Raw genomic sequence first — 15,419 nt, 5'->3', positions numbered from 1 at the left:
TCCATTAAGAAGCCGGGTCGTCCCGGCAAGATTAACCCAAATTCAAGGGGTCGTCCCCTGGGCAACAGAACTCTGAAGCTAACTCAAGCTTCGATGAGCTCACTAGTAATTACAGCGCCCGGCATCATTTTCGACAAGCCGGTGATAAGATCATCTGCTGCTGCATTCAGTGCCTCAATTGGCATTTCAGGCAAACTTTCGAGAATAAACCACATCTGCTTCGCCTCGGCATCCAGACGGGTTCGGACACCTTGACGCCAGTTCCAACGACGGCAGGTGACACCCCGATCATCGCGCCAAATGACCTCACCAGCATCAGGTGGTTCATTCGCAGGCTCGCCACTTTTCATCGTGTCAAACTCTTCACTGCCATCAGCGAAGGTCAAGCGGGGCATGCCAACGTAGGCGGCAAAATTCTCGCCACCCACTGGAATGGCATATTGAATGCTGATGGCATTGTAAAGGTCGACAACCGGATCAATTGTTGGAAGCTTCCCATCTTTTTTGACCCGCTTTAGGAGCGCCTCGGCAGAGCACGGGGTACGCTGCGGCTTCACACCAAACTTACGGAACGCGTCCCCCCAAGCAGCGAGGTGAGCATCAGCCCAATGTGCAGTGCCTGCCTCAACAACCTGATACGCACGCTCCATCGCTTCAGCGGCTACACCAGGATTGACGATAGGAGCCGCTTCTACGACAACGCTGACGGCTCGAAAGCCTGGAGTGAGCTCAGCAATCCTTGGGTCAATTGACGGATGTACAGAAAGCATCAGAGAATCTCCTAAACTGACCAATTTAGAGCATTTTACTGACCGATGACCAAAAAAGTCAATATATCGACCGACCCGGAAATCCATGTCCAACAGGTCAGCGAGGCAGTGGCCAAGCGGCTTAGGGAGGTACGCAAGCAGCAGAAAATCTCTCTTGATGAGCTTGCCCGTCGCTCTGGCGTCAGCAAGGGAATGGTAGTAGAGATTGAAAACTGCAAAGCGAATCCAAGTATCGGCATCCTGTGCAAGATCTCCGCAGCCCTTGGGTTGTCCGTCGCTGACGTCGTGAATGTGGCGAGCACCCCCACTGCCCGCCTAATTGACGCGCAGGAGATTCCGACGCTCTGGAATGGGCCCGAAGGTGGCACAGCTCGCTTACTCGCAGGCACAAGCGGGCCTAACATGATTGAGCTGTGGAAGTGGGAAATCAAACCTGGTGAGTTTTTCGAGTCCAGTGGCCATCCCACAGGCACCTTCGAGCTGTTTCATGTTGAACAAGGTACGTTGACCCTGGAGATCAGCGAGACAACGCTCATCATTGAACAGGGGTGTTCAGCAGTTGCGAAAACAGACGTCCCCCACCGGTACATCAACAATGGAAAAAAGACAGTCATTTTCGCCATGACCGTAGCCGAGCTTCATCAGTAAGGTTCCTTAAGTAAAAAAAAGCCTCCCGGATAGGGAGGCAAAGAGGGTTACCTACGAAGATCAGGGATTCGGGAGGTTGCATGAGGTCTCCCGAATGAATTTCAGTTACTGAAGGTCTCGTCTAGGGCCGCCGAAATGTCCTTGATCAGGTCGTCAGCATCTTCGAGACCAATCGAAAGACGCAGGTGACCATACTCAAGGAACTCTTTTGGATAGTGCTCAGAGCCGCCGCGGGCCTCAGGGCCCACGTGAACGATGAGCGATTCGTCGTGACCGATGGAAACGGCTGAAGTAATAACCCTCAGTTTCGCAACAAAGCGGTTCTGCTTGTCAGAGTTGCCTTTCACAGCAAACGCCATGACACCGCCAAACCCTTTGCCTTCGAACTGACGACGGGCCAGCTCGTGCTGAGGATGGGACGGTAGGCCCGGGTAGTAAACGTAGGCAATGCGTTCATCGGAATCCAGGAACGCAGCCACCTTCTCAGCCGTCGCGAGATGCTGACGGATGCGCAGGGGCAAGGTTACTGAACCACGCATTATCAGCCAGGCATTGAATGGAGAAATGACAGCACCCAGGTCAACCAAGGCGTCATGCTTGATCTTCCCGATCAATTCTTTGCTGCCAATCACAACACCACCCATGGCGTCACCATGACCATTGATGTACTTGGTAAGGGAGTGAACGACCAGATCAGCCCCTTTGCTCAAGGCGCGGAAGAACGGCGGCGGTGTGAAGGTTGCGTCGACCGACAGAAGAGCACCATGCGCTTTGGCAATTTCTGCCAAGCCTTCGATATCAGCGACCTTAGTGGTCGGGTTCCCGATGGACTCAGTATGGATCAGCTTGGTGTTAGGCTTCATTGCCTTACGCACTGCGTCCAAATCCCCCATGTTGACGAAGGTCGCTTGAATGCCATAGCGCTCAGGAAGCAGCTCTGCGAACAGACGCCACACCGCTTCGTAGGTCACGTCGCCGACGACAATGTGGTCTCCACTTTTCAGAAAAGTGAAAAACACCGAGTGCAGTGCAGCAACGCCAGTCGCAAATGCGGCTGCAGCCTCACCTCCCTCAATAGCTGCTAGTTTCTTCTCCAGGCACACTTGGTTGTGGCCCGCGTTACGGGTGTAGACCAACCCATCTGGGCTCGACCAGTCCATGTCTTCCGGGTCATCAGGAAGACGATAAGAGTTTGCCATGACCAGCGGGGTGCGCACGGCGCCGGTGGTGACGTCCATAACGTTGCCACCATGAACTGCCTGGCTGCTAACGCCCAACGTGGCCAAGTTTTCTTTATCAGGACGCATCTTAATACCCTCTTGCTTATTGAGCTTCTTTTAATGTGGGCTTAACAGCCAACTCTTCGTTTGCTTCAGCAGCTGTGGTTAAAACCAACTCCTGATTTTCATCAAACTTCAATTTTCCGTTTGCGATTCCGTAAACTCGACCTCGAACCACATACCAACCAATCACAAGAACCGCTGCGTAGAAGGGGATAGACGCAGCGGAGTACGTACCTACTGGGTAGTCGCAAGCAATCAGAATGAAGACCAAAACGAAGAATGCCAGCGTTGCGTAACCGCTATAAGGCGCGAACAACATCCTGAATTTAGGCCGCTCAATAAGGCCTTGCTGGGATAGCTTGAAGAGTTTGAGCTGGCAGAGAATAATCACTCCCCAAGCACCAAGCATCAAAATGGCCGTCAACGACATGGCAATTTCAAAAGCTTGACCGGGCAGAAATGCATTCATTGCAACGCCAACCAGGGAAGCAATTGTCGTGAACATAATCCCTGCAAACGGCACCCCATTGCTGTTCATTTTCACAAGGAATGGCGGCGCGGATCCTGTTACAGCAAGGGAGCGGAGAATACGTCCGGTGGTGTAAATCCCGGCATTGAGGGATGAAATGGCAGCAGTGAACAACACCATGTTCATGATTGCATCAGCACCGCGCACCCCAATGGCACCGAAGAAGGTCACCAATGGACTCACTCCTGGGATATAAGAGGAGCTCGGCATAAGCAGCGAAAGCAGCAATATAGTGCCAACATAGAAAACAACAATACGGAAGACAACTGCTCGAATGGCTTTAGGCATGACCTTTTCAACATCTTTGGCCTCCCCTGCGGCTGTGCCAACAAGTTCAATACTACCGTAAGCGAATACCACACCCTGTATCAAAATTACAGCCGGCATCACACCATAAGGGAACCACCCCCCATGATCAGAAATCAACTGGAACCCAGGAACATGGCCGTCGATGGGTGTACCAAAGATAACCATGTACACACCCACGCAGAGGAATGTAACCAGGGCTGCTACTTTAAAAAAGGCAAACCAGAATTCCAGCTCGCCAAAAATTTTTACAGATACCAGGTTAATACCAGTAATAATCGCTAGCACACCCAGTGCGGAGGCCCATTGTGGGACGTCTCCGAGGAATGGAACATACGCCTTGAAGAAATTCAGGTAAAGCGCGGTCGCAGTGAGTTCAGCAATCGCAACCGTTACCCAGTTTGTCCAATACATCCAACCCGCTGCATAAGCCAGTTTTTCACCATAGAACTCTCGGGCATAAGACACAAATGACCCGGTGGACGGCCTGTGGAGAACCAACTCACCGAGAGCGCGAATGATGAACCACGCAAAGACACCGCACACAGCAAATGCAAAAACAAGTGACGGGCCGGCCTCAGAAAGTCGAGCACCTGCACCCAAGAACAAACCGCTGCCAACCGCCCCGCCAATCGCAATCATCTGTATTTGACGAGCTCGCAACGTCTTTTTGTAACCGACGTCCTCCGCACCAACATACTTAACCCTGCTTGCACGCTCAGTAGCTGGGCCAGCAGTTACACTCTCTTTAAAGCTCATACGCCAACACCTTGTTATTGTATTACGGCAAGGTGCAAGACATACACACCTTACATACGCAGCATATTCACATCGAAAAACTATCACCTCGCACACTCCAAGCCAGGTAGACCAGGATGGGGCGAGTAGAAAATTTATAAACGCACGGATAGTTAGTGAGAACCGCCAATAAAAGCTTGAACTTCTATCTCCACATCCACACCCAGTACCAGTTCAGAAACGACTGTCGAGCGCGCAGGCAGATTTGTGCCGAAGAATTCTTTGTAGACTTCATTCAAGCCATCAAAATGACTCAGATCTGATAGCCATACTGTTGCTTTGACGACTTGGTCAAAACTGGCCCCAGTAGCGGCCAAGGTTTCACCAATGCGCAGGCAGACTGCTTTGGTCTGAGCCCTGATGTCACCCTTGATGATTTCACCGGATGCGCTAACGGGAATCTGCCCTGAAAGGAATAGAAAACCACCCGCCTTCACAGCTCTGGAAAGAGGGAGTGGTGCCTGGCTAGGGTATCGTTGAATAAGGTTGCTCATTATCGCTCCCCTGATCTTAAATAAAGGGGCACGGATGCCCCTCCTTTACTACCTGACGAAAACCGGCCCCTGAATTGGCTTCAGACGTTATTCACTGGGCCCGTTCAAGCAAATGACCTTAGGCTGGGTCATATCTTCGTAGGCGAAGCGCACACCCTCACGCCCCATGCTGCCGTACTTGAAGCCACCGAATGGCATCGCATCGAAACGGTAGTCAGACGAGTCGTTGATCATCACACCACCCGCCTCAAGCAGCTTTGCTGCCTTCATAGCGGTGTTCAGATTGCTGGTGAAGATGCCAGCGTGCAGGCTGTACTCTGGCTCATTGGCAAGCGCCAGCGCATCTTCAAGCGTGCTGACCTCCTGCAAGATGACGATGGGGCTGAACACCTCTTCCTGCCAGACCTTGCACTCAAAGCTCACGTCTTCCAGGACGGTTGGATAGAACAGAGTGCCCTCCCGCTTGTTACCAAGCAGAACTTTGGCACCCTTGCTGACAGCTTCCTGTACGGAGTCTTGTGCACGTTTGGCCGCTGCCTCAGAGATCATCGGGCCGACGTCCGTCGCCTCGTCTGCCTGATTACCCACTACCAAAGCGCGGGACTGCTCGACGAACTTCTCCTTGAAGATCTGGTAGATCTTGCTGTCGATCAGGATGCGTTGGGTACCGATGCAATTCTGCCCTGCTGCCCAGTACGCGCCAGAAACGCACGACTCAACGGTCGACTCAAGCTCGCAGTCGGCCATGACGATTACTGGCGCATTACCGCCAAGATCCATTGCCATCTTCTTGAGCCCTGCAGTCTTGGTAATCTGCTCGCCTGTAGCAAAGCCACCTGTGAAGGAGATCATCCGCACAGCGCGGTGAGCAACCAACGCCTTACCCAGCTCAGCATCACCGGTAGCCACCGAAACAACTTCAGTAGGCAACCCAGCCTTGTTCAGGTAGGTCACCAGCTTGACGGCGGACAGCGGAGCGAGCTCGGAAGGCTTCAGCACCACCGAGTTGCCGCCGGCGATAGCCGGGCCCAGCTTATGAGCAACCAGGTTCAGCGGGTCGTTATAGGGGGTGATAGCCAAGATCACGCCCAAAGGCTCGCGAGTGAACCACCCTTGGCGAGATTCAGAACCAACATAGGAGTCGAATGGAATCACCTCGCCTGCGTTACGCTTGGCCTCTTCAGCCGAAAGCTTGAGCGTGTTTACACAACGAAGGACTTCCTTGCGTGCTTGGCGAATTGTTTTACCAGACTCCGCTGAAATGAGTTTCGCGAAATCATCCTTGTCCTTCTCCACCAGTGCAGCTGTGTGCTCCAGAATACGAGAACGCTCAGCACGAGAAAGGTTGCGAGCGGTCACAGCACCGTGCTTGGCAGCTTCGATCACCAAGTGAGCAGAAGTTGCGGGAACCTTGGCCACCTCACCAATCACAGAACCATCAAACGGGTTGAATACTGTGATCTCTTCGTAATCTGTGGACAGAGCCAGACTCAAGCTGTTCATATTCAGATCGCCTGTTTGGTTTTGTTCTTGTGGATGCTGATGATGTCGGACAGCAGTGCGTAGGCAGTTTCAATACGGCCAGCACCAGCACCTACAACAGTGACCGGGCCCAGGAGGTTGGTTTCAAAGCTGACAGCATTCGTTGCGCCACTTACCCCGGCCAATGCATCAGAGTTCGGAAGAAGTTGCGGGCTAACCGAAGCAGTCACAGTACCAGCCGGGGTGCGCTGTGCACTGCCAATGAGCTTCCAGCGCGAGTTATTTTGAGCGGCATTCTGAATATCTTGTGCAGTGATGTTCGAGATGCCTTCACAGCACACATCGTTCGGAGTCAGCTTCGCACCCAGCAGTTCATTTGCCAGGATCACCACCTTCAGACGTACATCATGACCTTCAACGTCAGCAGTTGGATCTGCTTCGGCATAGCCCAGCTCCTGAGCCTCCGACAATGCGTCACCGAAGTTGAGACCGGCTTGCATGCTGCTGAGAATGAAATTGGAAGTTCCGTTCAGAATGCCCTTGAAACCAGTGATTTCCGAACCGGCCAATGTTTCTTGCGCCAGACGGATCACCGGAGTACCGCTCATCACGGCACCTTCAAACTCAAAGGCTGCACCATTCGTCGCAGCCAGCTTCTTCAGCGCAGCCGAGTGGAGAGCCACTGGGCCTTTGTTTGTAGTCACAACGCTAATGCCCTTTTCCAGAGCCCAGCGGCAGAACGTGGTTGCTGGCTCACCATCGACCGGATTGGTGAAGGTGGCTTCAGCAACGATATCTGCACCGGAAAAACGAATGACCGTCTCATTGGCCGGCTCGGCGCTACCATTCTCCAGGGCTGCGAAGGCACCTTTGGCTGCAGGCACAGCTACCAATTTCTTAGGATCCAGGCCGTCCTTACCGATCACCGAACCCAAGAAAATGTCGCTAACGCCAACGATTTTCAGCGTAAAGCCAAGCTCGGCAGCCCACAGTTCATTCTTCTCGGCAACCAATTGGGCCAGAGCGCGGTTAACACCGCCGAAACCCAGCAAAGCAATTTTGTATTCAGTCACAGCAACGGCCTCATTTTGTTGTTTACCACTGGAGGAAATCGTAAGCTGCAACCCTGCTTAACCGAATATGCCAAACAGACAGATCTTGCTAGCAAAATGCTCGCACAGCATGTCGCTTTGCTTGTGCACTACTTTGTATGAGACAGCACAAAAGAAGTCACCGTATTCACAACCCCAGGCAGACTGGAAATATCAGTCCAGACCTTATTAATTCTGTCCGGAGAACTCGCCTCAACGGTCAGAACGATATCAAGATCACCACTCATTACATTGCAAGCGATCACCTCAGGAATCGCAGCGACAGAGCGCACCACGTCCGCACCCCTCATGCGATCGTGCCTGTACACAAAAACCAGTGCTCGTATCGGAGGATGGTCTGAAGACGCAGCCCCCTTCACAATCGTATATCCTTTGATATACCCGTCTCGCTCCAAGCGCTCAATCCTGAGCCGAACAGCGTTTCTAGAAAGATTAACTTTCAGCGCAATATCGTTGTGAGCTAAACGCGAATTCCTAGTTAGTTCTTCGATGATCCTTTCATCGACTTTGTCCAAAGTGCGTTTCATCGCTACCTCCGGATCGCGTAAAGCAATCACTCACATAAAATTATTACTTAGCTGCCCTGGCCAAGCCTCTTAAGCTCAGCCGAGCCAAACCCGGCATCAGGGCCAGGGCTCATCCGTTGGCCCACCAGGGTGGAGGATCCAAGATCTCGGCTATCTGCTCTGGTCGGCAGGCATGCTCACAGCTTCGTGCCATCGACCGAAAAAGTCAATATACTGACCGTCGCCACACCAACCGCCCTTTGCCAGGAAGGCAAAGCCAACCCAGTCCCACATGGGCGAAGGAGAAAAAATGACTGCCAAAGACGTTTTTCACTCGATGTTTCAGTACAAAGCTTGGTCTGAAGCCGAGCTGTTCAAAATCCTCACAGAGTCTCCTAGCACGTTCACTGCGCCGCATCTGACAGAAGCTTTATGGCATCTCGCTCACATCAACATCGTGGACAACCTGTTTAAGGGGAGGTTGTTGGGTGACCCCATGCCCTGCAGCTCAACCACTACAACCGAACCGCAACATTTATCTGACCTATCGTTAAAGTTTTCTAAAACGAACAATTGGTTTGTTAACTACACAAAATCTGTGACGGAGGCAGAGCTTGAAGAAAGGCTGAACTTCGTATTTGCAGATGGGAAGCCAGGGAATATGAAAAAGTCAGAAATGTTGAGCCATGTCCTCTCGCATGGACTGCTGCATCGTGGGATGGTCAGCGGCCTACTACCCTTTGCAGCAAGTGAAGGCTGGCAGGATCACTTCACGACGTTCTTGAAGCAGTAAATATGATTCAGCCTTAATTTTTATAAGGCTTGCCGCGTTTCATTTCCGAGATCAAATAGCGATAGGGCGATCGTGAAGAAACAAACCCTTCAGGCAGGGACTAGACATGTACTTACCGACATATTTCAGTGAACATCAAAGGGAAGCGTTACACACCATAATAATGGATAATCCATTTGGCACGTTGGTAACCCATGGGCCAGCTGGACTCGATGCCAACCATCTTCCTTTCGAGCTTGAACCAAATATTGGTGCACTGGGGGTGCTCAGTGCCCATGTTTCAAAAAACAACCCCCTACTCAACGAAGTAAAGAACCTGGATGAGGTACTGGTGGTATTCCAGGCAGGCAGTGCTTACATTTCACCTACCTGGCTACCGAGCAAAAAAGACACAGAGAGACAAGTACCGACCTGGAACTACAAGGTCGTCCATGCAAAGGGACGCATCACGCTTATCCACGATGAGGCCCACGTCCGCAAACTGGTCGCCAAGCTGACCAAGCGTCATGAGGCCTCAATGGAAAGGCCTTGGAAAATATCTGACGCCCCTAAAGAATATATCAGCGAACTCCTTGATAGAATTTTTCTAATTGAGATTGAAATAACTGATCTTGTCGGGAAGTTCAAATTAAGTCAGGATGATGGGGCGAAAGACATGGTCGGTGCGGGCACGGCCCTCAAGGAGCTTGGAGAGCATAACATCGGAGATGCCATGCTCGAAGCAGCCAAGAATCTCTAGCCCAATGGATTGTGGGATGGGCTGAGCCTAAACCGCTGCGTTCAAGGCGCTTGTAAAGCGCAGCCCCGGATCATTGAAAGAATCAGTGAGCCGGGGCAGTGGCTCGGGGATTTCACCGATAGCAGCCTGATGCTTCTTAGCCGATCGTCCGAGACGGACGTATGCAAAGGTCATCATATTGACTTTTTCGGTCACCAGCACATACAGTAACTCAAGCTCGAATTTTCCCCGGCTTGGCAGTAGAGGTTTAGCTTTTTGGCATTGCACATGGTTGAGGCTCAGCAACCGCAAGTGCCGTACTGGACTGCCACTCAGTCAGCGCAATCGATACCAACGCCATTGTCCAGAACAATGGATATTCCCAACCGCCTCCGGTGTTGCTGAATAACCAGCCATTGCCCGAATGCGCCCAGGTTGCGCCTAGTAAGATAGGAACTGCAGCAGTTGCTGCAATATGGGGTTTTAGTCTCAAGATAAGCATGCCCCCCGTGACAATCTCCACCAAGAGCGTTACCCAAGCCAAGAACCCGGGAAGTCCGATAGACTCGAAAAATGCGACCGTCCCTGCCATCGTGAATACAAACACCTTGAGATAAAGCGAGTGCGTGATTAGTGCGACACCTGCAGTGAGTCGAAGAAATAAGCGACCGAAGTACGCAGGGTTAAAATTAGTCATGTCAGCTCCTTCATCTATGCAGTGCCGTTTGCCCTGCTTACGACTAATTCTGGTGGTTACTTGAATTCCAAACAATCTGCTTTTTCACCAAACAGGACTGCAAGAATGCACAACTGGGACTGGGATGATCTACGGTTAATCCTCGCAGTAGCTGAACATGCATCGTTTGCAGCAGCAGCCAGGCACCTCAATGTAAATCACACCACCGTCCTACGGCGAGTGAATACATTTGAGCAGGCACATGGGTTACGAATTTTCAATCGGCTTGCCACAGGCTATACGCTGACTGAAGCCGGTGAGGAACTGCTGCGGACTGCTGAAATAATGAGAGGAGCCGTAAGCGACCTATCGCTTCGACTTGAAGGAAAAGACCTCAAGCTGGAGGGGATACTTCGAATCACCACCTGCGATACGATTATGGGCTCGATCCTTCCTCAGATTCTTGAGAAATTTAGCAAGCAACATGAGAAAATCGTAGTTGAATTGTCAACTGGGCCTTTTGTCACTGACTTGGCGCAGCGACATGCAGATGTGGCTATCCGGACTGGAGATAACCCCACTGAATCCCTGATTGGCAGGCGCCTCTCCGATGTCCGATTCGCCCTGTACGCATCTATTGAAATGGCAGAGTTGCTAGAGGGTGACGACCCCTTGACCTTCACCAAGTGGATCTCACCTGACCTGACTTTCAGCCAGATGGCTGTCACGAAATGGATTCAATCAACAATCCCAGCCAGTTCAATCATCTTCAAGGCTGACTCGTTGATCTCGTTGCGCCAGGCCGCGCTAGCAGGGATGGGAATTGCCCCTCTACCCCGCTATCTGGGAGATAACACGCCAGGCCTTGTCAGGCTCAAATCGGATGCGCTGGATCCGTTCACAACTGGCCTCTGGATCCTTACACATCGCGACCTGCGGCATACCGCGAGAGTTCGCGAGTTCATATCGTTCGTGAGCGACGAACTGAGGCAGCGCAGCTTTTAAGTCTCTCATGCCAGCAGTGCGTCACGGGCGGGCCATTCACATCCGGGCGTCACGTCCGGAATGAAGTAACCAGACCCCTGAGCCGCTCGATCTGCGATTGCAGGTTCTCGCAGGCGCTCAGGGTTGACTGGAGGTTTTTCACGTTTTCTGTGTTCAGGCTATTGATCTGCGCGATATCAACGTTGAGAGACTCAATGACAGAGGACTGCTCCTCGGTGGCGGTCGCCACAGCTTGATTCATGCCATCGATATCGCCGACATGGTGATTGATAACGTGAAGGCACGCTCCCGCCTCATTCGCCACCGCCATGCCTTGCTCACTCAGATGGCCACTCACTTCCATCCGATTGACGGCTTCTTGGGCGCCTGCCTGTAGCTCATCAATCATCACATGAATTTCTTGGGTTGAAGCCTGCGTTCGATATGCGAGGCTACGAACCTCATCTGCGACAACGGCAAATCCCCGACCAGCCTCTCCTGCTCGGGCTGCCTCGATCGCAGCATTGAGAGCAAGCAAATTGGTTTGCTCGGAAATACCCTTGATGACCTCCAGGATGCGTCCAATGCTGACCGTTTTATCGTTCAACGATTCAATGCTGCCCGACGCCAGCCGCAGATTGTCAGAGAGATCACTCATCTTGGAGATGGTACCTGCAACCACCTGTCCTCCCTCATGAGACTGACTCCGAGCTTTTGCTGCCTGTACCGAGGCATCGCCGGCATTGCGGGCGATCTCTTGAGCAGCCGCACCAAGTTCATGAATCGCTGCCGCTACGCTATCTGTTCGCTGCGCCTGCTCGCCAGACATCGACAGGGAGCCCGCAGATGAAGTGGTGACAAGCTTCACCTCGGTAAACACCAACTCAGTTGCGGTGGAAACATCACGAATCGAATCGTGTATCCGCCCTACAAACACGTTGAAATCCTGGGCCAGCATACCGAACTCGTCTTGGGTTTTAACCTCAAGGCGCTTTGTTAGGTCTCCCTCCCCCCTGGCAACGTCCTTCATTGCAACACTCATGCGTCGTAGAGGGTGCATAAGCCAGTAAATCATGACGCCCAGGAGCAGTACTGTCGCAGCGACGGTGATCGATGTAGCTATGACCGCCGCAAATCTGAAGCCAGCCAGCTCTTGAAACGCTTTGTCCTTGTCGAGCGCCAAGCCAACGTACCACTTGACTGCAGGAAGCCCATTGATCGCCGCAAACATGACCAACTCACGCTTGCCTGCCTGCTGCACCTCATGGAGCTCACCGCCAAACCCATCCTTGCCGCCGGCGTAGACCGAAGTGAAATCCTTCATCAGAAGGTCACGATTAGGGTGGACTAATATTTTGCCTTCCGAATCAACCAGGAATGCGTAGCCCATGCCTTTGAGCTCTACTGAACTTATCATCTTCTCAACGGTATCAAGCGGCAAATCACCCGCCACAACGCCTTGCACGCTGTCCCTACTAATGACTGGCGCCGCAACAGTAAGCATCAGTTTCCCGTTTGTATCATCTCGATAGGGCTCTGTTAGCACGGTGTGCTTTTGCGCTTCTGCTGTCTTGTACCAAGGTCGCGTACGGGCATCGTAACCAGATGGCATTTCATCTTGAGGACGAATAAAAAACTCCCCCTCCGCATTACCAAAGTAGGTAAATGAAAACACTGATTTAAGAACTGATTGATCAAGCACAGAAATTAATTTCTCTGAGGCCGGAGAGCCCGCGAGCAACTCCTTCAAGCTATCAAGCAACAGCATTCGACCAGACATCCATTGTGAAATACCATTGGCAGTGGAGTTACTCACACCCGATAGCTTAGCTTCAATCCCCCGGTACAGTGCATCACGCTGTAGCATGTCGTTGTACGCGGCGAAGCTAGCAAAAGAAGCTGCAACCACTAGCGCAGCAGAGATTATGATCTTATGTGAAAACTTCAATTTCATTGACGATCGTCCTATCGCCGAAATAAAAAAGGCCAATCGGAGATCGATTGGCCGCATACCGAACATTGGCTATTATTTGAGACCGTTCGACAGGAACTGCTGGAGGCGCTCACTACGAGGATTGGTTAAGATGTCCGCTCCACCCTGCTCTTCCACCAGCCCCTGGTGTAAAAACAGGATCTGGCTAGAGACTTGTTTTGCGAAGGCCATTTCGTGTGTCACCATCAACATGGTTCGCCCCTCTTCAGCCAGCGCCTGCAACACCTTCAGCACTTCACCAACAAGCTCAGGATCCAAAGCCGATGTTGGTTCATCAAAGAGTAAGATCTCAGGCTCCATCGCTAACGCCCGGGCAATAGCAACACGTTGTTGCTGCCCACCAGACAAAAAGCTTGGGTACTGTGATGCAACCCTAGCGGGAAGGCCGACCTTATCCAAATATTGACGTGCTGCCTGCTCTGCATCAGCTTTCTTAACGCCTAGAACACGCTGAGGTGCCAGGGTTATATTGTCCAGCACACTCAAATGGCTCCACAGATTGAAGTGCTGGAATACCATGGCCAAACGAGTGCGCAGCCGCTGTAGATCTGCGGCATCAGCCACCCGCAACCCGTGACGATCTTTAACCATCCTGATCACTTGCCCGTCGAGCGTCATAGCGCCGTCAGTAGGCGTCTCCAGGAAATTGATACAACGCAAGAAGGTACTTTTTCCAGACCCACTGGCACCTATGAGGCTGATCACATCACCTTTATGAGCTTTTAGCGATACACCTCTCAGAACTTGGTGGTCGCCATAGCTTTTGTGAAGATTCTCAACGGTCAGCTTGTACCCTAACTCAAGGCCTTTGCCCATGTGCTGGTTCTGCTCAATGCTATTGGGTGTTATTAGACTGGTCATCAGCGGCATTCCTAAAGTCAATGAGCGGGCCCAAGAAAGGACAGCCAGCGTCGCTCAGCTAAGCGAAATAATCCTACAAGAGCAAACGAGAGAACCAAATAGATCAAAGCTCCAATCCCAAAAGACTGGAACGTCAAGAACGTTTCTGAGTTTGCGTCACGTGCAACTTTCAAGATATCCGGGATGGTGGCAGTGAAGGCTACCGAGGTCGAGTGCAGCATCAATATCACTTCATTACTATAGTACGGGAGAGCCCGCCTCAGCGCAGACGGCACTACTACGAATGCGTTTAACCTCCAACCATTAAGCCCGTAGGCCTTAGCCGCTTCAAGCTCGCCATAGGGAATATTTCTGATTGCGCCTGCAAATATCTCGGTTGTATACGCGCACGTATTCAGCGCAAAGGCCAGGATGGTACAGTTCATCGCATCTCTGAAGAACTCGTCCAACAAAGGCTGTGAGCGCACGGCAGCGATACTATAGATCCCCGTGTAGCAAATCAGTAGCTGAATGTAGAGGGGCGTTCCCCTGAAGAGATAGGTGTAAAACTGGACAGGCCAACGTACATAAGCTCGCTCTGAAACCCTCGCAATGGCTAGGGGAATCGCCCCCAAAAAACCTATGAAGATTGAGGCGGTCAGCAGCCACAGCGTCATGGCCAGCCCTGTCATTTCCGTCCCATCCGTGTACAGGAAAGCCTTCCAATACTCCTGCAGTAATTCAATCATTGCAGAGCCTCGCGAGAGCCAGCGGAATATTTACGTGCAAGCCTGCGCAATACCAAGTTCGATAGCGTCGTAATGACTAAGTAAATAAGAGCCGCCAACACAAGAAAGTAAAATAGCTGAAACGTACTCTTGCCGGCGTCCTGGGCGGCTTTGACCAAATCTGCAAGACCTATGATTGACACCAAAGCTGTAGCCTTGAGCAAAACCAGCCAGTTATTGCCAATGCCGGGGAGCGCAAAACGCATCATTTGGGGAAAGGTAATAAGGAAAAAGCGTTGGGATCTGCTGAGACCATAAGCCACTGCCGCTTCTCGCTGCCCCTTGGGGACGGAAAGCATGGCTCCTCGGAATGTTTCCGTGAAGTAGGCTCCGTAGATGAACCCAAGAGTTATCACGCCAGCCGCAAATGGGTCAATTTCGATGTAATTCCAGCCCAAAGATTGCGTCAGGCTGGTTAACCACGTCTGCAGGCTGTAGAAGATCAGGAGCATCAGCACAAGATCTGGTACCCCGCGAATGAGCGTGGTGTACATCTGAGCAGGTAACCGAGCTATAGCTAAGGAGGAAAGCTTGGCGCAAGCGCCAATTAGACCCAATATTACGCTCACTGCAAGGGACAGCAAGGACAGCTTTATGGTCATCCAGGTACCCATCAGCAGCAGTGGCCCAAAGCCCTGCATGCTAAGCCCTGGCAGACCAACAACTTCAAAAAAGTTATCAATCATGATCGAACGACTC

The 15,419-nt window shown here is 51.9% G+C and carries 16 protein-coding genes and 1 pseudogene; 4 read left to right on the top strand and 13 right to left on the bottom strand.

Features of this window, described 5'->3' with window-relative positions; all coding sequences use genetic code 11:
* Window positions 1-83 precede the first annotated feature (83 nt).
* Complete coding sequence (locus RYH74_RS07965; RefSeq protein WP_170029844.1) at window positions 84-770, bottom strand: B3/4 domain-containing protein; 687 nt, start codon at window positions 768-770, stop codon at window positions 84-86.
* A gap of 45 nt (window positions 771-815) precedes the next feature.
* Here RYH74_RS07965 and RYH74_RS07960 point away from each other — a divergent pair, with 45 nt between their 5' ends.
* Window positions 816-1,418 (top strand): helix-turn-helix domain-containing protein, encoded by a 603-nt coding sequence (locus tag RYH74_RS07960; protein ID WP_170029843.1) that lies wholly within the window; start codon window positions 816-818, stop codon window positions 1,416-1,418.
* 101 nt (window positions 1,419-1,519) lie between these two features.
* Here the strand turns inward: RYH74_RS07960 and RYH74_RS07955 are convergent, their stop codons facing one another.
* The 6 genes from RYH74_RS07955 to RYH74_RS07930 all read right to left on the bottom strand — a co-directional run bounded on the left by RYH74_RS07955 (window position 1,520) and on the right by RYH74_RS07930 (window position 7,949).
* On the bottom strand, window positions 1,520-2,725 hold the full coding sequence (locus RYH74_RS07955) for a trans-sulfuration enzyme family protein (protein WP_170029842.1): 1,206 nt from the start codon (window positions 2,723-2,725) through the stop codon (window positions 1,520-1,522).
* A 16-nt stretch (window positions 2,726-2,741) separates the two neighbouring features.
* Entirely contained in the window at window positions 2,742-4,295 is a 1,554-nt protein-coding gene (locus RYH74_RS07950; protein ID WP_170029841.1) for an amino acid permease, read from the bottom strand.
* A 152-nt stretch (window positions 4,296-4,447) separates the two neighbouring features.
* Window positions 4,448-4,828, bottom strand: a complete 381-nt coding sequence (locus tag RYH74_RS07945) for a RidA family protein (RefSeq protein ID WP_170029840.1) — start codon at window positions 4,826-4,828, stop codon at window positions 4,448-4,450.
* An 87-nt stretch (window positions 4,829-4,915) separates the two neighbouring features.
* The gene (locus RYH74_RS07940; protein WP_280044313.1) at window positions 4,916-6,331 is read right to left on the bottom strand and encodes an aldehyde dehydrogenase family protein; all 1,416 of its coding nucleotides are present in this window, start codon (window positions 6,329-6,331) and stop codon (window positions 4,916-4,918) included.
* Window positions 6,332-6,333: 2 nt separating this feature from the next.
* The gene (locus tag RYH74_RS07935) at window positions 6,334-7,383 is read right to left on the bottom strand and encodes a homoserine dehydrogenase (protein ID WP_280044312.1); all 1,050 of its coding nucleotides are present in this window, start codon (window positions 7,381-7,383) and stop codon (window positions 6,334-6,336) included.
* Window positions 7,384-7,511: 128 nt separating this feature from the next.
* Window positions 7,512-7,949 (bottom strand): Lrp/AsnC family transcriptional regulator, encoded by a 438-nt coding sequence (locus tag RYH74_RS07930; RefSeq protein WP_317409216.1) that lies wholly within the window; start codon window positions 7,947-7,949, stop codon window positions 7,512-7,514.
* A 289-nt stretch (window positions 7,950-8,238) separates the two neighbouring features.
* Between RYH74_RS07930 and RYH74_RS07925 the strand changes: the two genes are divergently transcribed.
* Entirely contained in the window at window positions 8,239-8,721 is a 483-nt protein-coding gene (locus tag RYH74_RS07925; protein WP_317409215.1) for a DinB family protein, read from the top strand.
* Between the two features lie 106 nt (window positions 8,722-8,827).
* Window positions 8,828-9,460: an FMN-binding negative transcriptional regulator gene (locus RYH74_RS07920; protein WP_170029835.1), complete on the top strand. Its 633-nt coding sequence runs from the start codon at window positions 8,828-8,830 to the stop codon at window positions 9,458-9,460.
* Between the two features lie 247 nt (window positions 9,461-9,707).
* Here RYH74_RS07920 and RYH74_RS07915 read toward each other — a convergent pair whose 3' ends face one another.
* A complete protein-coding gene (locus RYH74_RS07915; RefSeq protein WP_170029834.1) occupies window positions 9,708-10,136 on the bottom strand; it encodes a DoxX family protein in 429 nt (142 codons plus the stop codon).
* 105 nt (window positions 10,137-10,241) lie between these two features.
* Between RYH74_RS07915 and RYH74_RS07910 the strand changes: the two genes are divergently transcribed.
* Window positions 10,242-11,120, top strand: a complete 879-nt coding sequence (locus tag RYH74_RS07910; RefSeq protein ID WP_284385486.1) for a LysR family transcriptional regulator — start codon at window positions 10,242-10,244, stop codon at window positions 11,118-11,120.
* A 49-nt stretch (window positions 11,121-11,169) separates the two neighbouring features.
* Here RYH74_RS07910 and RYH74_RS26450 read toward each other — a convergent pair whose 3' ends face one another.
* The 5 genes and pseudogenes from RYH74_RS26450 to RYH74_RS07890 all read right to left on the bottom strand — a co-directional run bounded on the left by RYH74_RS26450 (window position 11,170) and on the right by RYH74_RS07890 (window position 15,406).
* Window positions 11,170-11,928 carry a methyl-accepting chemotaxis protein gene (locus tag RYH74_RS26450; protein ID WP_372241577.1) on the bottom strand — a complete coding sequence of 253 codons (759 nt, stop codon included), beginning with the start codon at window positions 11,926-11,928 and terminating at the stop codon, window positions 11,170-11,172.
* 96 nt (window positions 11,929-12,024) lie between these two features.
* A pseudogene (locus tag RYH74_RS26445) lies at window positions 12,025-12,966 on the bottom strand (cache domain-containing protein); the annotation flags it as partial.
* Between the two features lie 159 nt (window positions 12,967-13,125).
* Window positions 13,126-13,908, bottom strand: a complete 783-nt coding sequence (locus tag RYH74_RS07900) for an ABC transporter ATP-binding protein (protein WP_284385571.1) — start codon at window positions 13,906-13,908, stop codon at window positions 13,126-13,128.
* A 62-nt stretch (window positions 13,909-13,970) separates the two neighbouring features.
* A complete protein-coding gene (locus RYH74_RS07895) occupies window positions 13,971-14,681 on the bottom strand; it encodes an ABC transporter permease (RefSeq protein ID WP_170029831.1) in 711 nt (236 codons plus the stop codon).
* Complete coding sequence (locus tag RYH74_RS07890; RefSeq protein ID WP_170029830.1) at window positions 14,678-15,406, bottom strand: ABC transporter permease; 729 nt, start codon at window positions 15,404-15,406, stop codon at window positions 14,678-14,680. The genes RYH74_RS07895 and RYH74_RS07890 overlap by 4 nt, the downstream gene beginning before the upstream one ends.
* Window positions 15,407-15,419: the final 13 nt, after the last annotated feature.

The sequence above is a fragment of the Pseudomonas sp. LSJ-87 genome (genome assembly GCF_032971465.1).
Lineage (GTDB): Bacteria > Pseudomonadota > Gammaproteobacteria > Pseudomonadales > Pseudomonadaceae > Aquipseudomonas > Aquipseudomonas putida_Z.
Note: the sequence above shows the minus strand (reverse complement) of the source record. Positions and strands in the feature narration are given on the sequence as shown.